Source organism: Pseudoflavonifractor phocaeensis, assembly GCF_021531815.1.
In the GTDB taxonomy this organism is placed as follows: domain Bacteria; phylum Bacillota; class Clostridia; order Oscillospirales; family Oscillospiraceae; genus Lawsonibacter; species Lawsonibacter phocaeensis_A.
This window is the reverse complement of sequence record NZ_JADYUM010000004.1, coordinates 140,586-161,274: the sequence shown is the minus strand read 5'-3', so window position 1 is coordinate 161,274 and position 20,689 is coordinate 140,586. Positions and strand designations below refer to the sequence as shown.

The following is a 20,689-nucleotide window of genomic DNA, read 5'->3' as shown; positions in this document are numbered from 1 at the left end:
TACCCCTTCCTAAGTTAGTGAGTCGTGGAATAACCCAGGTGCGGCTCGTTCTTCAGCCGCATCAGGCGGGAACCGCCGATCTTATCCAGCAGAGCGGCCTGGTCTTCGCAGCTGTAGACCCACTTTTCCAGGTAGTCCTTGAAGGTCTCGGGGATCTTCACGCCGGCGGCGGCGTCCTCGGCGGCCTTCTTGGCCTTGGCGGCGGCCTCGGCCAGCTTGGCGTCCTCGGGCTTGGCGGCGGCGGCCTTCTCAGCCTTGGCGGCAGCCTTGGCCAGCTGGGCCTTGGCGTCCTCGGCGTCCTGATACTTGGAAGCCTTGTCATACTCCTTCAGACCGGCATCATCGTCATCATAGTAGTCATAGCACTGGGAGGGCCAGGCGCCGTAGGGAGCCTTCACGACCGCCTGCACGCACTCACCGAAGATGCGGGTCTTGGTGGGATCGCGGCGGATGAACTCGTTGGAGACGATCTCCTCGCAGGTCACGATGGTCTTGCGGGCGGCCACGGCGATGTCGATGTCGTGGAACTCATCGCCGCAGATGATGCAGGTGCCGTCGGGGCTGGCCTGCTGGACATGGATGATGGCGGTGTCGAACTTGGGCACGGGCACGGCAACGACCTTCTGGCCGGGAACCATGGGGTTCTCGATCTCGGCGCACTTCAGGTCCTCCAGCTTGGGCATGGTCTTGCGCTTCTCCTCGCTGATGCCCCAGTACTTCATCAGGCCGGAGCCCTGCATCAGGCGGACAGGCAGGAAGGGCAGGCCCAGAGAAGCGGCGTGCAGCATGAGCATCAGAACGTCCTGAGAATAGTCCTCATAAGTAAGCTTGCCCTGCTCGATGGCGGCGCGGAACCGACGGGAGACGTTGGTATAGCCGGAGTTGGCGGTGTAGCAGTTGATGTAAGCAGCCACACGGCCTTCGCCAATGAGCATATCGACCTCACCGCCGCCGGGGCCGGCGTAAACAATGAAGTCCTTCTTGCCCTGACGCAGGATCTCGGACACCGTAGCGTAAGGCTTGCGGTTGGTGGTGAAGCCGCCAATTGCAAGGACGTCACCATCCTCGACGAATTTCGCCACGGCGTCATGCAAGGTGTACACTTTGTTCATGGTAAAACCCCCATTACAAAAGATTTTTTGGAATGCTCTTTCTCTCTGGTTTTCAAGGTGCGGGTATGCGCTATTCAACGTTTAGTATTGTAACACACCTCGATGAAAAGGTCTATCTGTAATTTGGCAAAAAGTTTGCATATCTTCTCCTGCCGTGCTATAATACCTTCGTCCGGAAGGGAGGGCTCTTCCTCCCCGCCCTCTGGTGAGGGCGCGCATTTCCGCCAAATTGATTGGAGGCCGTCTATGAATAACGTAGAATTTCACCTTCAGCTGAATCACAACGAGACCTGGAACATGAGCCGCCTCCATTTTCACGACCACTACGAACTCCTGCTCCCCCTGACCACACCGGGCAATATCTTTGTCAACGACCAGGTCTACCCCCTGCGCCGGGGCACCCTGTACCTGATTGGGGAGAACACCCTCCACCGCACCATGGCCACCGGCTTCCACGCCCGCTATGTCCTGCACATCAGCCGGAAGGCCCTGGTGGAGCTGTCCACCCCTCAGACCGATTTCACCCAGCTGACCCAGGATCCGTTCCGCCGCGCCACCCTGGATACCGAGGAAATGACCGAGATCATCGAGCTGTTCCAGGCCCTGGAGCGCAACAAAAACGACGGTTCCTTCGGCAGCGACATCCACCAGACCGTGGCTCTGCTCAACCTGCTCATCCGGGTGGCGCCCACCTTAAATGCCGCCACCGCCGGCGAGGCCATCCGCAACAAGGATTTTCTCCGGGTAGTGCCCATTCTGGACTACATCCGGGACAACCTGGCCGAGCCCCTCTCCCTGGACCAGATCGCCGGACACTTCTACATCAGCAAGCACTATCTCTGCCGCATCTTCAAGGCCGCCACCGGCTTCTCCGTCATGGAGTACATCATTTACAGCCGGGTCCTCCGGGCCCGTCAGCTCCTCCAGGAGGGGGTCAGCGTCCAGCAGGCCGGGGAGCGCTCCGGTTTCTCCGACAACTCCCATTTTATCCGCACCTTCGGCCACCTCACCGGCGTCACCCCCGGCCGTTACGCCAAGGAGTACCAGTCCAGCGACCAGATCCTCCTCCGGGGCAATCCCAGGCAGTGACGAGCGCTGTCCCATGTTGTCAAACAGGGCCCGTTTCTCCGGTTTTTTGGTCAATATCTGCAAACCCCCTTTCCCCGTCCCTTCCCCCGTATGGGAGACCGTTCTTCCTCAAACCAAGGGTCTCGGCAGACCTTCCGTCTGCCGAGGCCCTTTCCTTTTTCATTGCGCGGCGCAGCCCTCACAGCAATCCGGCCAGGGTCTCCAGGGCCTGGTCCAGCCGTGCCAGGTCTGCGCCGGGGTAGTTGACCACCACTGTGTGGGGCGGTGCGGCTCCAGGGCGGTGCTGGTAGGCGGACAGGAAAGACAGCCGGATGCCCCGCTCCTCCGCCAGGGCGGCCAGCTCCCCGTCCTCCCGGCAGGTGTCCAGCTCCATCAGGAAATGGAGCCCCGCGTCTTCCCCTCTGACCCGGCACCGCCCCCCCAGTCCGCTGTTTCGGATAGCCTCCAGCACCGCGTCCCGCCGTCCCCGGTAAAACACCCGCATCCGGCTGACATGGGACTCGAAGTACCCCTCCTCCAGGAAGCGGGCCAGGGTATACTGTTCCATGGCAGGGACAGTGCAGGAATAAAAGCCCAGCCGCTCCCGGTAGGCGGCCAGCAGCGGGCGTGGCAGCACCATATAGCTGATCCGCAGCGACGGCGCCAGAGAACGGGAAAAGGTATTCATGTAAATGACCCGGTCGCTCCGGTCGATGCTCCGCAGGGTGGGGATGGGACGGCCCGTGAACCGGAACTCACTGTCGTAGTCATCCTCCACGATATACCGCCCCTCTCCCCCGCTCACCCAGTGGAGCAGGCTCTGACGTCGGGCGATGGGGGTGACTGCCCCGGTGGGGAACTGGTGGTTGGGAGAAATATGCAGCACCTGGGTCCCGCTCTCCTCCACCGCCCGGGGCAGCACCCCCTGCCGGTCCACGGGCAGGAACAGGCACCGGGCTCCGCTGAGCTCATAGACCCGGGCCGCTTTGGAATAGCCGGGGTCCTCCACCCCGTAGGTCCGGTCCCGACCCAGAAGCTGGACGATCAGGTTGTAGAGGTATTCCGTCCCCGCTCCCACCACGATCTGGTCGGGGCTGGCGGTGATGCCCCGGAACTGGTAGATATGCCGGGCAATGGCCCGGCGCAGCTCGGGGACCCCGCTGTGGGGCATGGAGCGCAGCAGGGCCTCCCCTTCCTCTGACAGCACCCGGCGCATGAGTTTGGCCCAGACCGAGAAGGGAAAGCCCTCGGTGCCGCTGCCCCGGCTGGTCAGGTCCAGCAGCCAGGCGCGCTCCGGCTCCCCCTTCTCCTCCTCCCGCTCCTCAGCGCCGGCAGGCGCGGGCCGGGTCTCCACAGGGCTGACAAAGTAGCCCCGCTTCTCCTCCGAGCGCAGGTAGCCCTCCGCCAGCAGCTGGGCGTAGGCGTTCTCCACCGTCACCACCGCCGTCTCCAGATTCCGGGCCAGGGCCCGCTTGGAGGGCAGTTTCTCCCCCGCCTTCAGGCGGCCGGACAGGATGTCCTCTTTGATGCAGCGGTATAAATAGTCGTACCGGGCCAGACTCCCCCGGCGCTCCAAATCGTAGGTCAGCATACGCCCTCCATCTGGTCTTATAAAAAAGTTTTAAATTGGTTCTTTCTTTCATACCAGTTATGATTAAAATACAACACAAGCAAAAATGCAAGAAAATTTTTTCCGTGATGGTCCGGACCCATCCGGGCAAAGGAGTCTTTCCAATGAACAATTCAAAACCCCACAAGAAAGTTTACCAGTTGGTACTTGCCTCTCTGTTCGCCGCCTTGACCTATGTGATGACCTTGGTGGTCCAGGTCCCCTCCCCCATGCAGGGCTACGTCAATCTGGGTGACTGCGCGGTGCTGCTGTCCGCCTGGATCCTGGGGCCTGTCTACGGCGGCGCTGCCGCGGGCATCGGCTCCATGCTGGCCGACCTGCTGTCCGGCTACGCCCACTACGCCCCCGGCACCTTCGCCATCAAGCTGGCCATGGCGGTGGCCGCGTCCCTGATATTCCGTGCCCTCCAGAGCCGTGATTCCCACAACCTGCTGGTCTCCCAGGTGGCCAGCGGCGTGGTGGCCGAGGCCATCATGGTGGTGGGTTACTTTGGTTACGCCTCCCTGTGGCTGGGCAAGGGCTTGGCCGCCGCCGCCTCCATCCCCGGCAACATTGTCCAGGGCGTCTTCGGTCTGGTGTCCGCCGCGGCGGTGTACGCCGTCCTCAGCAAGAGCCGCGCTCTGGCCCGCATCTGACAAATTGATAGATTAAAAAATGGCTGCCCGACGGGCAGCCATTTTTTACGCTGATTTTCTGCAAACGTTTTCAGTCCGTTTGACAGTCGCTCGGTCATGCCATTTCATTTCCTCTTGAGCACCACATTTTCCGCCCCCAGCCGCTCCTTTAGATCCTCCAAAAGGGCGGGATGGAGCTGGCAGCGGGTACCCACCCGTTTTTTGCAGTCCTCGAAATAGAGGATGGCCTGGCTGTCTCCCGGGAAGAAGGACAGGGCCAGCCGCACCTTCCGCAGCCGGGGGTCCTCCCGGCTGGGGAACCGGAGATATAGTTTCTCCGCCGCGGCGGCCGCCTCCCCGTCCAGGTCCCCCAGGGGGCGGATGGAGTCCACCATCAGCTGGGGTTCTTTCTCGTCCCGGACGGAGATCTTGCCCTGGGCCAGGACGGCGGCGTTCTCCCGGATGTAGCCGCCGCTCTCCTCCAGCACCCGGGAGAAGCACAGCAGCTCCATGCCCCCGGTGTCGTCCTCCAGATTCACATAGGCCATGAGGGTGTTGTTCCGGGTGGTCCGGGTCTTGTAGGTGGCAATGACTCCCGCGATGGACACCCGCTGACCGTCCCGGTAGTCCTTGGGGCCGTCCTCCCGGTCGAAGTCCGCCAGGATAGAGCCGATGGTCACCGCCCCCTTCCATCTGGCGATTTCCCGGTACTGGTCCATGGGGTGGCCGGAGAGGTAGAGGCCGGTGGTCTCCTTCTCCATGCTCATCAGCTCCTGGGGGCTGTACTCCGGCAGGTCGGGCAGATGGAGGGCCGGCAGGGGCGCGGGAGCGCTGTCCCCTCCCCCGGCGCCGAAGCCGAACAGGTCCAGCTGGCCCTCCACGTTCCGCTTCCGGCTGGCGGCGATGCCGTCCAGCACCTGCCCGAAGACCTGCATCAGTTGGGAGCGCCGGTAGCCCATCCGGTCAAAGGCCCCGGATTTGATGAGGCTCTCCAGCACCCTCCGGTTCAGGTCGTGGTCAAACATCCGGTCGCAGAAGTCCATGAAGTCCGTGAACTCCCCGCCCTTTTCCCGCTCGGTCAGCAGGGCATTGATCACGTTCCGGCCCACTCCTTTCAGGGCCACCAGGCCGAAGCGGATGCCCTCCCCCACCACGGTAAAATCTGCGTGGGACTGATTTACGTCGGGGGGCAGGAGCTGGATGCCCATGTCCCGGCACTCGGAGATATACTCAGCCACCTTCTCCGTGGAGTCCAGCACCGAGGTGAGCAGGGCGGCCATGTACTCCTTGGGATGGTGGTATTTGAACCAGGCGGTCTGGTAGGCCACCACGGCGTAGCAGACCGCGTGGGCCTTATTGAAAGCGTAGTGGGCGAAGTCGGTGATCTCGTCGTAGATGCTCTGGGCCACGTCCTCGGAAATGCCCTTGGCCCGGCATCCGGCGATGTTCCGGGCGGGGTCTCCGTGCAGAAACGTCTCCCGCTCCCGTTCAATGTCCTTTACCTTCTTCTTGGACATGGCCCGGCGCACCATGTCGGCCTGACCCAGAGAATAGCCCGCCAGCTGCTGAAAAATCTGGATGACCTGCTCCTGGTAGACGATGCAGCCGTAGGTGTTGGACAGAATGGGCACCAGCAGGGGATGCTTGTAGGTGATCTTGTCCGGATTCTGCTTGCAGGCGATGAACCGGGGAATGGAATCCATGGGGCCCGGGCGGTAGAGGGCGATGATGGCGGTAATGTCCTCAATGTTCTGGGGCTTCAGCCCCACGCACACCCCCGTCATGCCGGTGGACTCCATTTGGAACACGCCGGAGGTCTTGCCCTCGCTGAGCATGTTCATCACATCGGGGTCGTTCTCCGGGATGTGAGTCGGGTCGAAGGTGGGATCCGATTCCTTGACCATCTTGGCGGCGTCATCCAGGATGGTCAGGTTCCGCAGGCCGAGAAAGTCCATTTTCAGCAGGCCCAGTTCCTCCAGAGTGGTCATGATGTACTGGGTCACGGGCAGGCCGTCGTTGGTGGCCAGGGGAACGTAGTCGCACACCGGACGGCTGGTAATGACCACGCCGGCGGCATGGGTGGAGGTGTTCCGGGGCATTCCCTCGATGGCCATGGCGGTATCGATGAGCTTCTTCACCCGGGGATCCCCTTCGTAGGTGTCCTTCAGCTGTTTGGACAGCTTCAGGGCCTCCTCCAGGGTGATGTGGAGGGCCCCCGGGCCGCTGGGGATGAGCTTGGCGATGGCGTCCACCTCGGCGTAGGGGAAATTGAGCACCCGGCCCACATCCCGGACCGCCGCCCGGGCGGCCATGGTGCCGAAGGTGACGATCTGAGCCACATGGTCGGCCCCGTATTTCCGATTTACATAATCAATGACCTCCTGCCGGCGGCGGATACAGAAGTCGATGTCAATATCCGGCATGGACACCCGCTCGGGATTGAGGAAGCGCTCGAAATACAGGTTGTACTTCATGGGGTCCAGGTCGGTGATGTTCAGGCAGTAGGACACCATGGACCCGGCGGCGGAGCCGCGGCCCGGACCCACGGGGATGCCGTTCCCCTTGGCGAAAGCGATAAAGTCGGAGACGATGAGGAAGTAGTCCACAAAGCCCATCTTCCGGATCATGTCCATCTCGTAGCGCAGCTGCTTCTGATAGTTCTCCGGCCGGCCGGGGTAGCGGCGTTCAAAGCCGTCCCAGCACAGCTTTTCAAAATACTCCTCTCCGGTGGCGTAGCCCTCGGGGAGCTGGAAGTGGGGCAGATGGTACTTGCCGAACTCAAACTCCACGTTGCACAGCGCCGCGATCTTAGCGGTGTTCTCCAGGGCCTCCGGGCAGTCGGGGAACAGGGCGGCCATCTCCTCCTCCGACTTGACATAAAACTCCTGGGTCTCAAATTTCATCCGGCCGGGGTCATCCAGGGTCTTGCCCATCTGGATGCACATGAGGATGTCCTGCATCTCCGCGTCCTCCCGACGGAGGTAGTGGGCGTCGTTGGTGGCGATGAGCGGGATACCCGTCTCCTCGTGGAGGCGCATCAGTCCGGCGTTCACCTGCTTTTGGGCGGGGATGCCGTGGTCCTGGAGCTCCAGGTAGTAGCCGTCTTCCCCGAACAGCTCCCGCATCTCCAGAGCCACCGCCTTCGCCTGCTCATACTCCCCCGCCAGCAGCAGCTTGGGCAGCTCGCCCCCCAGGCAGGCGGAGCAGGCAATGAGGCCCTTGCAGTGCTCCCGCAGCAGGTCTATATCGATGCGGGGCTTGATGTAAAAGCCCTCCAGAAAGGCCTGGGACACCATGTAGGACAGGTTGCGGTAGCCCTCCTCGTTCCGGCACAGCAGAACCAGGTGGCGGGAGTCGGCGTCGTACTCGTGGACCTTCTGGAACCGGGTGCGCCCCCGGGGCGCCACATAGACCTCGCAGCCGATGATGGGCTTGATGCCGGCGGCCTTGCAGGCCCGGTAGAAGTCGATGACGCCGTACATGACCCCGTGGTCGGTGATGGCCACCGCCTCCTGGCCCAGGTCCTTCACCCGCTCCACCAGCTTTTTGATGCGGCAGGCCCCGTCCAACAGGGAAAATTCTGTATGGAGATGTAAGTGGACAAAGGGCATGTCAGACCTCCGCCTTTCTATTTTTATCGCTTACGTTTGTCCAGTAGTCAGAGGAGCAGAGAAAAAACCGCAAAAGTAACAACAAAACACAAGATCCAGCTCGCACAAAAGGAGGGGATATCCCTAAGCCCCCCAGGACGCCGGAGCAGTCCCGCCGCGATGCAGATGCCGGTCGCGCTGCCCACAGCGCCCGGCGCCGCCTGTTTCCAATACTTTTTCATGAGGAAGCCGCCTTTCTCTGACTCATCAGTAAATTTTCGTTTCGCTGCCCACGGAAGCGGAAACCCATGTGATGTAGGGCAAGGGCTCTGCCCTTGCCTTTTCCAGGTATCCAAAATACCGGGAGAAATCTGCGCACTTGAACACTTCGCCTGCGGACGGAACGGGGAACGGGGATATTTCGCCCTGCGGGGCGAGTTACTTTGCCCGCGGCGGCAAAGTAACCAAAACGCCGCCGGGGACGTCGGCCAAAGAAAGCACGAAAAATTTCTCCCCCGGGAAATTTTCCCACGCTTTCATGCCTCCTTTCCCCGGACCCCTGTTACGGGAAACCCACTTCTGTTTCGCAGCGGTTTCATCCGGCGCACATTCCCTGGTTTTGCTGCCCCTCCTTCCGGGCCTTCGGCCCTGGGTACAGGGAACTTGGATGCAACAGCCACTGAATCCTGCGCCTGGGTTTCACAACTGTGCGGCGTGGTCCTTGACCGCGCCGATCCGTCCATTGCATATAGTTTGATTCATCGACAACCACTCTTACAGCGTGTAAAACTGTTGCCCCATAAACTAGGGTTTACCGTTCGAAATCGAATGTACTTATTCCTCCCTGGACAGCTCCACCAGCTTCCGCAGCCGGTGGTTCAGGGCGGATTTGGTGACGGGCGGGTCGCACAGTTGGGCCAACTGGGCCAGCGTATCCTCCGGATGCGCCAGCCGCAGGCGGGCCGTCTCCTTTAGCTTGTCCGGCAGGGCGGCCAGCCGCCCGCTCTCCTCCAGGCGGGTGATGGCCTCCACCTGGGCCATGGCCGCCTCCACCACCTTGTCCATGTTAGCGGCGTCGCAGTTGACCCGGCGGTTGACGCTGCCCCGCAGGTTCTTTTCCAGCTTGGCGTTCATCACCTCCATGGCGGACAAGGGGGCGCCGATGGTGGTGAGAAAGTCCTCGATCCGGTCGCTCTGCTTGAAATAGATCACCGCGTTGCCTTTACGCTTGGCGTCTTTGGGCTCCAAATTCATATCCCGCATCAGCGCCAGCATCTCCCGGCTGACGCTGAGGTGGGAGGTGGACAGCTCCAGATGGTACCCTTTTTGGGGGTCGGTCACCGAGCCCCCGGCCAGGAAAGCCCCACGCAGAAAAGCAGCGCGGCAACAGTTCTCCTCCAGCACTCCGAAATTGATGTGGAGGGCCAGAGCGCCCGGGTCTCCGCCAAAGGTCTGCTGGATGACTCCCAGCTTGTGGGGGTCGGTAATGGCAAAAATATGTTTCCCCTCCCCGTCGGGCAGACGGTCAAAGGTCAGCTTAAAGGCCTTCTTGAACAACAGCGGCAGCCGCTGGGCCAAAGCGTCGCTCTCCGTGATGATCCGTACCTCGGCAGGTGAGAAGGCATTGCAGTAAAGCAATATTCCATAACATTCCGCCTGGGCGCAGCACTTCCGGTTCAAGGCCCCGCGGCACAGCTCGTTCTTCACATCTCCGGCAAAGGACATGGTCACTCCTCCAAAATGTAGCGCCGGGCCCCATGGAAGATGCGCACCGCCCGCCGGCGGTAGATCTCCAGAATGGCCTCGGCCAGCTTGTCAGGGTCGTGCCGGGCATAGTTGCCCCCGGTGGAGGCCAACGCCCGTTCCTCCAGCTCCAGCCCCATGGCGGCGATCCGCTCCCGGTCAATGACCAGGGGCGCGGCGTCCTCCTCCCGGTACTTCTCCACCAGCCCGGGATGGACCGGGGCGCAGTTGGCCAGGCACAGGTCCAGCAGCCCGGGAACACCGTGGGCCAGCAGGGCCTCCAGGTGGTCGGCGGCGGTGTACCCCTCCGTCTCCCCCTCCTGGGTCATGATGTTGCAGACGTAAATTTTCGGTGCGTCAGACTGGGCCACCGCCTGGCTCACCCCGTCCACCAGCAGGTTGGGGATCACGCTGGTGTACAGGCTCCCGGGGCCCAGCAGGATCAGGTCAGCCTCTCTGATGGCCTCCAGGGCCGCGGGCAGGGGGGCGGGCCGCTCCGGGAGCAGGGCCACATGGGAGATGCGGCAGTCCTGCTCCTTTTTAAAGTTATAGATCTTGGACTCCCCCACCACCCGGGTGCCGTTTTCAAAGACGGCCTCCAGCTGTACGTCGGCGCTGGTCACCGGGATCACCCGGCCGGTGATGGCCAAAACGTGGCTCATCTGGCTCACCGCCTCCTCAAAGGAGCCGGTGACCCCGTTGAGGGCGGCCAGGATCAGGTTGCCAAAGGATTGGCCCGCCAGGGAGCCCTCGGTGAAGCGGTAGGTCAGCAGCCGCTCCATAATGGGCTCAGTATTGGCCAGGGCCTCCATACAGTGGCGGATGTCTCCGGGCGGGGGCATCCCGATGTCCCGGCGCAGCATGCCCGATCCGCCTCCGTCATCGGCCACGGTGACGATAGCCGTCAGGTTCTTGGTATATTTTTTCAGTCCCCGGAGCATGGTGGACAGGCCGGTCCCGCCGCCGATGGCGACGATTTTGGGCCCCCGCTCCCACTGCTGTACGTTGGGGATGTGTTCGCTCATAGCGCACTCCTTTACCTATATCTCAATTTCTTCCCAGGTCCCGGTGGCTCTCCGACACAGGACAGCCGCTCTTTCTCAGCCCGTCGGCCAGGGCGTGGGCGATGGCAACCGAGCGGTGGTGGCCGCCGGTGCAGCCCACGGCAATGACCAGAGAGGTCTTGCCCTCCTCCTCATACCGGGGCAGCAGCCAGCCCACAAAATCGGTGAGGCGGGCCAGGAACTCCCCTGTCTGAGGGCTGGAGAACACATAATCCCGCACACCGGCGTCCAGGCCGGTGAGGGGCCGCAATTCCGCCACATAGTAAGGGTTGGGTAGGAAGCGGACGTCAAAGACCAGGTCGGCTTCCATGGGCACTCCATGCTTGAAGCCGAAGGAGGCCACCCGGACCTCCATCCGTCCCTGGGGGGAGCCGCTCTTGGCGAACAGCCGCCGCAGTTCTCCCTTCAGCTTGGCGGTGGACAGGTTGGAGGTGTCAATGATGTACTCCGCCCGCTCCCGGAGGGGGGCCAGCATCTTCCGCTCCAGTTCGATGGCCTCCTCCAGGCTGTCACAGGCCTCCCCCAAGGGATGTCCGCGCCGTGTCTCCTTATACCGCTTGATGATGACCTCGTCCGAGGCCTCCATAAACAGGATGCGGTAGGAGCATTTCATAGCCTTCAGGTCGGCCAGCGCCCGGAACAGGGCATCGAAGTTTGTGCCGCCCCGGACGTCGGTGACCAGCACCACCCGGTCGTACTCCCCGGAGCCCGCCATGCCCAGCTCGGCGAATTTCGGGATCAGCGGAGCGGGCAGATTGTCCACACAGAAGAAGTCCATGTCCTCCATGATGGAGGCCGCCTTGCTTTTCCCGGCTCCGGACAAACCGGAAATAATGACAAATTCCATTGGTATCACACCTTTTTTCTGGGAATCAACGTAAAACCTTTACTTCCATCTCCAGCTCCACGCCGGTCTGTGCCAAGACCCGTCCCTTCACCCGGGACACCAGCTCCAGCACATCCGCGCAGGTGGCATTCCCCCGGTTGATCACAAAGCCCGCGTGCTTTTCCGACACCTGGGCGCCCCCCACGGAGAAGCCTTTCAACCCGCACTGGTCAATGAGGGCGGCGGCGTAGTGGCCGGTCGGACGCTTGAACATGGAGCCCGCGCTGGGGTACTCCAGGGGCTGCTTGGTCTGGCGCTGGGCGGACAACTCCTCCATCCGCCGGCGAATGGCCTCCCGGTCTCCTTCTTCCAGCTGAAAACGCGCCTCCAAAATCAGACGTTTGCCGTCTGAAAAGGCGCTGTGCCGGTATGAAAAATCAAACTCTGTGACCCGTTCCAACTCCCCGGCGGCGGTCAGGCAGGTGACTTCCCGGACCACCTGTGCCATCTCTCCGCCGTAGGCCCCGGCGTTCATGGTCACCGCGCCCCCCACTGTTCCGGGAATACCGCCGGCGAACTCCAGACCGGTGCGTCCCCGTTCCAACGCCGCGGCGGCAAGGCGGGCCAGGGTCACCGCGCCCCCCGCCGCCAAAAGGCGTCCCGCTTCCCGCACCTGGTTCAGTTCCCCGGCCAGCTTTATTACAAAGCCTTGGTAACCCTGGTCGGACACTAACAGATTGGAGCCATTGCCCAGGAAAAAGGGCACTACCTCCAACTCATAGGCAGTACGGAGAGCGGCGGCGGCCTCCTCCCCCGTCTTGGGCAGGGCCATCAGGGCGGCGGGACCGCCGATCCGGAAGGAGGTGTGCCGGGACATGGGCTCACCGGCCCGCAACTCCAGCGCAGGACAGCGGCGGGCCAGTTCTCCTCGCAAACTATCAAACCGATCCATAAGGACCTCCAAACACGATCAGAATACAGACCTGTTTCAGTCTATTTTTTGATTATAGCAAATTTCCCGAGAAATTAGAATAGGCAACATCAGAAATCCCGCGTCCAACGCCCGGTGTTTTTAGACTACACGAATCATTCCTGTTTTCATTGATATTTCAAAATTGAATTTTAATTTATAGGGGCAAAAGCCGCCTTCGATGCGCCTTACTCCCGTGGCCAGCCGGGGCCGCCCGATGGGACGTGCCACTGAATCAAGTTTTGCACAACGGGGCGGGGCAGCGCAGTCAGGAACCACGCCGCATAATTCGGAAACGCAGGCGCTGACTTTCAGTAGCTGTTCTTGTCCAAACTCGTATTACTCAGGGCCGAAGGCCCGGAAGGAGGGGCAGCAAAACCAGGGAATGCGCGCCGGAGGTAAGGAAGTTTTTTTGTAGGACGCCCCTTGGGGGCCGGGGCCGGAGCCCCGGAGATTTTTTGGGCACTTTTGTATCTCTACAAAAGTACCTCGCCCGAAGGCGAAACATCCCCACTCCCCCGTCCCGCCCGCAGGCGAAATCCTCAGAAAACTAAAATTTAGAATTCATTCCAACCACATATAAAAAGGCTCCGCGAACCAGCCGCGGAGCCTTTCATATTCTTCAGCCGCCCTTACACCATGTTGCACAGCAGGGCGGCGCCCACCACGCCGGCGTCGTTGCCCAGGGACGCCTTTTCCAGACGGGTGGGGGCGCTCTTGTCGAAGGAGCCCTGCCGGACCAGTTCCCGCAGGGGATCCAGGAGCAGGTCGTCCTCAGCGTTGCTGATACCGCCGCCCAGACAGATAATCTCGGGCTGGAGGACGTTGATCAGGTTGATGAGGCCGATGGACAGGCCCTGGAGGTAGGTGGCCAGCACCCGCTTGGCCGCCAGATCGCCCAGGCGCGCGCCCTGGAAGGCGGTACGGCCCTGGACCTTGAAGCGGTCTCCCTCGCACAGTTCCCACAGCACGCTGTCCTTGCTGCGCTCCATCTCCAACTGAGTCAGGCGGATCAGGGCGGTGGCGGAACCGTACTGCTCCCAGCAGCCCCGGTTTCCGCAGCCGCACAGGACGCCGTTGGGCTTGATGATCATATGGCCCACTTCCATGCCGGAGTTGGCGTAGCCGGTGAACAGCTTGCCCCCGGCCACCAGGCCACCGCCGATGCCGGTGCCCAGAGTGACCACCACCGCCGGGTCGCAGCCCTTGGCCGCGCCGGCCCAATATTCCCCGATGGCGGCGCAGTTGGCGTCGTTGCCCAGAAACACCGGGATGTCCCACACCTGCTGGAACAGTTCCCGGAAGGGGGTGTTCTCAAAGGCCATGTTGGGGGTCCGGATCACCACGCCTGTCTCGTTATCCACCAGGCCTGGCAGGCCCACGCCCACCGCCTCGATCTGGCTGTACTCCATGGCTCCCATCTCGCAGACCTTCTGGGCCAAGCGGGCCAGCTCCGCGCAGAGTTCCTCCGCCGTCATGTTCTTATCCACGGGATGGCTCACCTTGTCCAGAATGTGGCCCTTTTCATCCACCAGGCCGGCCACCAGATTGGTCCCGCCCACATCGATACCGATATAATACATACTCACTTCTCTCCCTCGTTCTCCTTGATTTTTTCAAAGTGCTGATCCATCCGCTGGGTCAGCTCCAATGCCGCGTTATGGCCCATCTTCCGGTTGCGGTTATTCATGGCTGCCACCTCCACGATGCTGGCCAGGTTCCGGCCCGGCTTCACCGGGATGGTGATGGCCGGGACCTTGATGCCCAGGATCTCCGTTTGGACCGAGTCCAGCCCCAGGCGGTCATAGACTGCGTGGTCGTCCCAGGGCTCCAGGTTGATGACCAAATCAATTTGCTGCTTGTCCTTGATGGCCCCCATACCGAACAGGCGGCGCACGTCGATGACCCCGATACCCCGCAGCTCCATGTAGTGGCGGATCAATTCCGGAGCGGTGGCCTCCAGAGCGCCATGGTTGGTCTGGCGGATCTCCACCGCGTCATCGGCGATGATGCGGTGGCCGCGCTTGATCAGCTCAATGGCCACCTCGCTCTTGCCCACGCCGGACTCGCCCTGGAACAGCACGCCCTCGCCGTAGATCTCCATCATGACCCCGGACCGGGTGATGCAGGGGGCCAGGCGGTTGAACAGGCTGCCGATGAGGGCACTCATAAAGGCCGAGGTGTGGGCCTCAGTGCGCAGAATGGTGCGTCCGTGCTTCTCCGCCATCTCCAGACACTCCGGGAACGGCTCCAGTCCCCGGGTGATAATTAGGCCGGGCACCGGGTAGGACAGCAGGTGGTCAAAGCTCTCCCGGCGGCGGGCCGAACTCATCCCGGCCACAAAAGTATGTTCCGTCAGTCCCATCAGAAGCAGCCGCTTGGTATCGAAATGCTCAAAAAATCCCGCCAGCGGAAGACCGGGACGGTTCACGTCCACGGTACGCAGGGGGACATTCTCATAATCAGGGGCGGTGCACAGGACCTCCAGTTCAAATTCCCGGATGATCTCGCCCAACTTCACACTGTATTGGCTCTCCGGCATAGGTTTCCCTCCCTTTCCGCCCTCCGGGCCTGTCCGGCCCCGGGCGGTCTTTTCCTTAAGTATAGACGAATCCCCGGCGTTTCGCAAGATTGGGCTTCCCCTTTGGTAAATTTTTTCTTGCATTTCTTTTTAAAAAAAGTTCTTGCAATCTGTCACAATATCTGTTATCATATCAGTCGAGGCTTTTTTGAAAGCGATTCTCATAGCGAGGAGGTAAGCAACATGGCCAAATGCGAATTCTGCGACAAGGGCGTCACCTTCGGCATTCAGGTGTCCCACTCCCATCGCCGTTCCAACCGCACCTGGAAGCCCAACGTGAAGCGCGTGAAGGCGATCGTGAAGGGCACTCCCACTCACGTGTACGTCTGCACCAGATGCCTCCGTTCCGGTAAGGTCACCCGCGCTGTGTAATGGAATATGGCAAATAAAAGCCTGTGTCTGTTGGACACAGGCTTTTTATTATGAAGGAAGCAACAGCCGGCGCGCAGCGCGCCGGCTATTTTATGCCTGGGCCGGCCCTCTCCAAGGGACATCCTTGAACCGCTCCCCGTCCTCCAGCACCTCCACGGTACCTGCGGTAATGTCCAGGATATGGGCCGAAAAGCCCGCCGCGCGCTCCTCGGGCAGCAGGGCGGACAGCACTACATCCGCCCCGTAATCCACATTTTCCACCACGCCGCCGAAGGCGTCCACCTCCCGGCGCATGTTCTCAAACTGGCCGTAAGTACAGGGCACCTCCATGGCCACCCAGCGGCGGACCACCGAGATCCCAGCGGCGTCCAGGGCGTCCTTGGCTCCCTGGGTGTAGGCCCGGACCAGTCCCCCCGCTCCCAGCAGGATCCCGCCAAAATACCGGGTGACCACGCAGCAGACGTTGACCACGCCCTCCCGCTGGAACACGTTGAGCATGGGCTGGCCCGCCGTCCCCTGGGGCTCCCCATCGTCGGAGTAGCGGACGGGGCCGTCCTTGATGATGTAGCACCAGCAGTTGTGCCGGGCGTCGTAGTACCGCTTTTTCATGGCCTCGATCTGCGCCCGGGCCTCCTCCTCCGTCTCCACCCGCCAGACGTGGCCGATGAAGCGGGAGCGCTTTTCCACAAATTCTGTCTCGCTGGGCCGGGTGGGGATATAGTATTCGGTCATCTGGTCTGCCACTCCTCTTTTGTCAGGGCGTAAAAATGGGTCAGCCGCCGCTCGTTCATCAGCGTCACTTCTGTCTCCCGGGAGAACCGGAACCGGAAACCGCACTTCTCAATGACCCGGCGGGACTTCCCGTTTCCATCGTAATGGCAGCACCAGATGGTTTGCAGGCCCAATCCCTCAAAGCCGTACCGCAGCAGCTCTGCAACCGCCTCAGGGATCAGGCCCCTGCCCCAAAACTCGGGGTTCAGGGCGTAACCGATCTCATCGTCGGGCTTGGGCACTCCCTCCCAGTGGCCGTCCACAAACCCGGCCGAGCCGATGACCCTGCCGCTGTCACGGTCAACCACGGCGAACACATTCGGGGCGGAAAAGACAGTTTGGATGATCTCCAGGCTGTTTTCCCGACTGGTGTGGACAGGCCACCCGGCGGTGGGCCCCACCCTGGGGTCTTGGGCGTATTCATACAGATCCTCCGCGTCTGTGTCTGTAAAAGGGCGCAGGAGCAGGCGTTTTGTTTCTAGTATCATCTTGTTCTCTCACTGGGGCGCACACACTGTGCGCCCCTACCTTATTATAATTATTCTTCCCAGGGCTCCTTATGGGGCTTCCACCCCTCCACCAGGGGACCCAACTGTCCAATGATCTTCTGCGGGCAGACGGCCACCACGTCGATGGTCTCCGAATAGTCCACCTTCTCCACTTTAGCGTCCTGGTACAGCTTGTCCAGCAGGCCGCCCCTGTCATAGGGCAGGTGGATGGTCACCCGCCTGGCGCCGTTGTCCAGCTTGGCGCCGATGGCGGCCAGCAGGTCGGGCAGCCCCTCCCCCGTCTTGGCGGAGATGGACACGATATTCTCCCCGTGGGGCCGGACGTCCCCGTCCCAGCAGTCGCACTTGTTGAACACCTCGATACGGGGGGTTCGGTCGGCCCCCAGCTCATGGATGAGCTGGTCCACCACCTCAGCCTGCTCCCGCCACTCCTGGTTTGAAGTGTCGATCACATGGAGCAGCAGGTCGGCAAAGGACAGTTCCTCCAGAGTGGCCTTGAAGGCCTCCACCAGGTGGTGGGGCAGCTTGCGGATGAAGCCCACGGTATCGGACAGCAGGACGGTGCAGGTGTCAGAGATCTCCAGGGTCCGGGTGGTGGTGTCCAGGGTGTCGAACAGCCGGTTATTGGCAGGAATGTCCGCCCCGGTGAGCTTATTCAGCAGGGTGGATTTGCCCGCGTTGGTGTAGCCCACAATGGCCACCACCGGAACCTCGTTTTTCTCCCGGCGCACCCGCTGGGTGGCGCGGACCCGCCGCACCTGCTCCAGTTCCTCCTTCAGCTTGGCGATCTTCCGGTGGATGTGCCGCCGGTCGCTCTCCAGCTGGGTCTCGCCGGGGCCGCGGGTACCGATGGCGCCCTCCTGCCGTTCCAGGTGCTTCCACATGCCGATCAGCCGGGGCAGCAAATACTGGTACTGGGCCAGTTCCACCTGGAGACGGCCCTCCCGGGTCCGGGCACGCTGGGCAAAAATGTCCAGGATCAGGGCGGAGCGGTCCAGGACAGACACCCCCAGGTCCTCAGACAGTGCCCGCTGTTGAGAGGGGGACAGGGCATTGTCAAAAATCACCATGTCCGCCCCCATGGCCTGGGCCAGCTCCTTCACCTCGACCACCTTCCCCTCGCCGATGAAGGTGCGGGGATCGGGACTGTCCTTGGACTGGAGCACCATCCCCACCGTCTCGCCCCCCGCCGTCTCCAGCAGGGCGGACAGTTCCTCCATAGATGCGTCGGTGGCGTTCTCCTCCTTGGACAGGCTGAAGGCGTTCAGGCCTACCAGCACCGCCCGGTTGATCTTTTCTTGTGTATTGTTGTCGGTCATAGTTCCTCCGAAGTTGTGTTGAACTTGTGACATTGGATGGGTAAATTTTCGTTTTCTGAGGATTTCGCCTACGGGCGGGACGGGGGATTGGGTAAGTTTCGCCTTCGGGCGAGCTACTTTCCAGGGAAGGAAAGTAGCCAAAGTTCCCCGGGCCTGCGGGCCCGGACCCGATGAGAGTCCGATTGGGAAAGTGTTCCTTGCGTCCGGCGCGCAAAGCCCGGTTTTGTTGCCTCTCTTTCCGGACCTTCGGCCCTGGGTAGGGGGAAACCTGGATTGGAACAGCCGCTGAATACCGCGCCTGGGATTCCGAATTGTGCGGCGTGGTTCCTGACTGCGCTGCCCCGCCCCGTTGTGCAAAACTAGATTCAGTGGCACGTCCCACCGGGCGGCCCCGGCGGGCCACGGAAGTAAGAAGCATCAAGAACAGGTTTTGCCTGCATCGAGGCGGGCTGTATTGCTGATTCCCCGTAAAACCTCCGAATTTTGCGAAGCAAAAAGGCGGTGTGAGTCCATTCGAATTTTGCGGCCTGGGCCGTTGGTTCCTTTTGCATCGCTGCAAAAGGAACTCGCCCCGCTGGGCGAAATCTTCTCACCCCATAAACGAAAATTTACTTTTGCAGGACATCAACGATCTCGCCGATATACATGGTGTGGTAGTCCTGATCAGGATACCACTTCTCCTTCACATCATTGGGAATATTGGCGGGGTCCATCTCCTGGGCAAAGCGCTTGCGGCAGACCAGGACCAGGTCGGCTTCCTCAAAATAGGGCGCGCCGCAGGCGGCGGTCTTCACCGTGAAGCCGCACTCCTTCACCTTGTCCACGTCCCGGCCGCTCTTGGAGCCGCAAAGGGCCAGCGCTTTGCGCCACTCCTCGCCGAAAAAGGTCAGGGTAAAATACTCCTCCCGGTCCACAAACTCCTTGGTATACCGCTGGGGACGGATATAGCAGGTGGCGGCGGGCGCGCCCCAGATCACGCCCAGGCCGCCCCAGGAGGCGGTCATGGTGTTGCACCGCTCCGCCGTACCGGCGGTAATAAGCATCCACTTGTCACCGATGAGGGAAAATACGTTTTCACTGAGAGTCTTGGGATCGACAGAATGAAGCATGATGATACCTCCTGTGATGATAATTCAGTTTATGCCAGGGGGCCGGCTTTGATACCGGGCCTGAAATTTGCAAAAAGCCGCACCGAATACTCGGCGCGGCTTTTGAAAGCAGGATCTTACTTGTCCAGACCAAACTTCTTGTTGAAGCGGCTGACACGGCCACCGGTGTCCACCATCTTCTGCTTGCCAGTGTAGAAGGGGTGACACTTGGAGCACACTTCAACACGGATGTCCTTCTTGGTAGAACCGGTCTCGATCACATTGCCGCAGGCGCACCGGATGGTGGTCTGCTGATAGTTGGGGTGGAGGCCTTCCTTCATTTATATTCACCTCTTTCTCCGATGGGAGGATGGTTTCGTAAACGCATCTGATATAATAGCATAGTTTTCCCGGAAAAGCAACCTCTTTTTTCAAAAAACTTCTCGGGATTTTCCACCCCTCCTCCGCTTCCAGATCCCGCCTGGTTTTCCACGCTTTTTCCGGCTCCAGCGGCAAAATCAGGAATTTTTCTTCTTGGAACCGGAAAAAACTATTGCAATCCCATGGAAACTGTGGTAAGATACCAAAGCATTATGCGTGGGAGTGCGGATTTTTCGCCCGGTGCCGGACATGTGCCCGGTTGGCGGAGGACATGATGCCCCCAGAAGAATCAACTGAAATAACAGGAGGAAACAACCATGGCAGTCGTATCTATGAAGCAGCTGCTGGAGGCCGGCGTTCACTTCGGCCACCAGACCCGTCGGTGGAACCCCAAGATGGCCACCTACATCTACACCGAGCGCAACGGCATCTATATCATCGACCTGCAGAAGACCGTGAAGAAGCTGGAAGAGGCCTACAACTTCGTCCGTGAGCTGGGCGAGAAGGGCGAGACCATCCTCTTCGTGGGCACCAAGAAGCAGGCTCAGGAGGCCATCAAGGAAGAGGCTTCCCGCGTCGGCATGTACTGGGTCAACGCCCGCTGGCTGGGCGGCATGCTCACCAACTTCAAGACCATGCGCGGCCGCGTGGACCGTCTGAACCAGCTGAAGAAGATGCAGGAGGACGGCACCTTCGACATGCTGCCCAAGAAGGAAGTCATGAAGCACATGGGCGAGATCGCCAAGCTGGAGAAGTATCTGGGCGGCGTCACCGAGATGAAGAAGCTCCCCGGCGCCCTGTTCGTGGTCGACCCCCGCAAGGAGCGCAACGCCATCAACGAGGCCCGCAAGCTGGGTATTCCCATCGTCGCCATCGTGGACACCAACTGTGATCCCGACGAGATCGACTACGTCATCCCCGGCAACGACGACGCCATCCGCGCCATCAAGTTGATCTCCTCTGTCATGGCCAACGCCATCCAGGAGGGCAAGCAGGGTCAGGATGAGGCCCCCGCCGCTGAGGCTGAGGCTCCCGCCGCCGAGTAATTTTT

At 61.2% G+C, this 20,689-nt stretch carries 18 protein-coding genes; 4 read left to right on the top strand and 14 right to left on the bottom strand.

Translation table 11 applies throughout. The annotated features are described in order from the left end of the window. Positions 1-14 precede the first annotated feature (14 nt). Positions 15-1,112: a CoA transferase subunit A gene (locus I6E42_RS04110; protein WP_235370655.1), complete on the bottom strand. Its 1,098-nt coding sequence runs from the start codon at positions 1,110-1,112 to the stop codon at positions 15-17. 246 nt (positions 1,113-1,358) lie between these two features. Between I6E42_RS04110 and I6E42_RS04105 the strand changes: the two genes are divergently transcribed. Further along, positions 1,359-2,201: a helix-turn-helix transcriptional regulator gene (locus I6E42_RS04105; protein WP_235370654.1), complete on the top strand. Its 843-nt coding sequence runs from the start codon at positions 1,359-1,361 to the stop codon at positions 2,199-2,201. A 178-nt stretch (positions 2,202-2,379) separates the two neighbouring features. Here I6E42_RS04105 and pdxR read toward each other — a convergent pair whose 3' ends face one another. Further along, entirely contained in the window at positions 2,380-3,771 is a 1,392-nt protein-coding gene (gene pdxR, locus I6E42_RS04100) for a MocR-like pyridoxine biosynthesis transcription factor PdxR (protein ID WP_235370653.1), read from the bottom strand. A 143-nt stretch (positions 3,772-3,914) separates the two neighbouring features. Here pdxR and I6E42_RS04095 point away from each other — a divergent pair, with 143 nt between their 5' ends. Continuing rightward, positions 3,915-4,445, top strand: a complete 531-nt coding sequence (locus tag I6E42_RS04095; RefSeq protein WP_235370652.1) for an ECF transporter S component — start codon at positions 3,915-3,917, stop codon at positions 4,443-4,445. 104 nt (positions 4,446-4,549) lie between these two features. On the opposite strand, the gene I6E42_RS04090 is transcribed toward I6E42_RS04095, so the two are convergent. The 7 genes from I6E42_RS04090 to hprK form a co-directional block, all read right to left on the bottom strand. Next, a complete protein-coding gene (locus I6E42_RS04090; protein WP_235370651.1) occupies positions 4,550-8,035 on the bottom strand; it encodes a DNA polymerase III subunit alpha in 3,486 nt (1,161 codons plus the stop codon). A gap of 813 nt (positions 8,036-8,848) precedes the next feature. After that, positions 8,849-9,739: a DNA-binding protein WhiA gene (gene whiA, locus I6E42_RS04085; RefSeq protein WP_235370650.1), complete on the bottom strand. Its 891-nt coding sequence runs from the start codon at positions 9,737-9,739 to the stop codon at positions 8,849-8,851. A 2-nt stretch (positions 9,740-9,741) separates the two neighbouring features. After that, positions 9,742-10,782: a gluconeogenesis factor YvcK family protein gene (locus I6E42_RS04080; protein ID WP_235370649.1), complete on the bottom strand. Its 1,041-nt coding sequence runs from the start codon at positions 10,780-10,782 to the stop codon at positions 9,742-9,744. A gap of 22 nt (positions 10,783-10,804) precedes the next feature. Further along, positions 10,805-11,668, bottom strand: coding sequence for an RNase adapter RapZ (gene rapZ, locus I6E42_RS04075; RefSeq protein WP_235370648.1), 864 nt, complete (start codon positions 11,666-11,668; stop codon positions 10,805-10,807). 25 nt (positions 11,669-11,693) lie between these two features. Beyond that, entirely contained in the window at positions 11,694-12,599 is a 906-nt protein-coding gene (gene murB / locus I6E42_RS04070; protein WP_235370647.1) for a UDP-N-acetylmuramate dehydrogenase, read from the bottom strand. Positions 12,600-13,249: 650 nt separating this feature from the next. Further along, on the bottom strand, positions 13,250-14,200 hold the full coding sequence (locus tag I6E42_RS04065) for an ROK family protein (RefSeq protein ID WP_235370646.1): 951 nt from the start codon (positions 14,198-14,200) through the stop codon (positions 13,250-13,252). Positions 14,201-14,202: 2 nt separating this feature from the next. Next, positions 14,203-15,159: an HPr(Ser) kinase/phosphatase gene (hprK, locus tag I6E42_RS04060; RefSeq protein WP_235370645.1), complete on the bottom strand. Its 957-nt coding sequence runs from the start codon at positions 15,157-15,159 to the stop codon at positions 14,203-14,205. 222 nt (positions 15,160-15,381) lie between these two features. Between hprK and rpmB the strand changes: the two genes are divergently transcribed. Next, positions 15,382-15,570 (top strand): 50S ribosomal protein L28, encoded by a 189-nt coding sequence (gene rpmB, locus I6E42_RS04055; RefSeq protein WP_087288054.1) that lies wholly within the window; start codon positions 15,382-15,384, stop codon positions 15,568-15,570. Positions 15,571-15,660: 90 nt separating this feature from the next. Here the strand turns inward: rpmB and I6E42_RS04050 are convergent, their stop codons facing one another. From I6E42_RS04050 to rpmE, 5 genes are all read right to left on the bottom strand, one after another. After that, positions 15,661-16,302, bottom strand: coding sequence for a YigZ family protein (locus I6E42_RS04050; protein ID WP_235370644.1), 642 nt, complete (start codon positions 16,300-16,302; stop codon positions 15,661-15,663). Then, positions 16,299-16,829 carry a GNAT family N-acetyltransferase gene (locus I6E42_RS04045; RefSeq protein ID WP_235370643.1) on the bottom strand — a complete coding sequence of 177 codons (531 nt, stop codon included), beginning with the start codon at positions 16,827-16,829 and terminating at the stop codon, positions 16,299-16,301. The genes I6E42_RS04050 and I6E42_RS04045 overlap by 4 nt, the downstream gene beginning before the upstream one ends. Before the next feature lie 50 nt (positions 16,830-16,879). Then, positions 16,880-18,169: a GTPase HflX gene (gene hflX, locus I6E42_RS04040; RefSeq protein ID WP_235370642.1), complete on the bottom strand. Its 1,290-nt coding sequence runs from the start codon at positions 18,167-18,169 to the stop codon at positions 16,880-16,882. 608 nt (positions 18,170-18,777) lie between these two features. Then, on the bottom strand, positions 18,778-19,278 hold the full coding sequence (locus I6E42_RS04035; RefSeq protein WP_235370641.1) for a flavin reductase family protein: 501 nt from the start codon (positions 19,276-19,278) through the stop codon (positions 18,778-18,780). Positions 19,279-19,394: 116 nt separating this feature from the next. Further along, a complete protein-coding gene (gene rpmE / locus I6E42_RS04030; RefSeq protein WP_160666733.1) occupies positions 19,395-19,598 on the bottom strand; it encodes a 50S ribosomal protein L31 in 204 nt (67 codons plus the stop codon). A gap of 357 nt (positions 19,599-19,955) precedes the next feature. Here rpmE and rpsB point away from each other — a divergent pair, with 357 nt between their 5' ends. Then, positions 19,956-20,684: a 30S ribosomal protein S2 gene (gene rpsB, locus I6E42_RS04025; protein WP_235370640.1), complete on the top strand. Its 729-nt coding sequence runs from the start codon at positions 19,956-19,958 to the stop codon at positions 20,682-20,684. Positions 20,685-20,689: the final 5 nt, after the last annotated feature.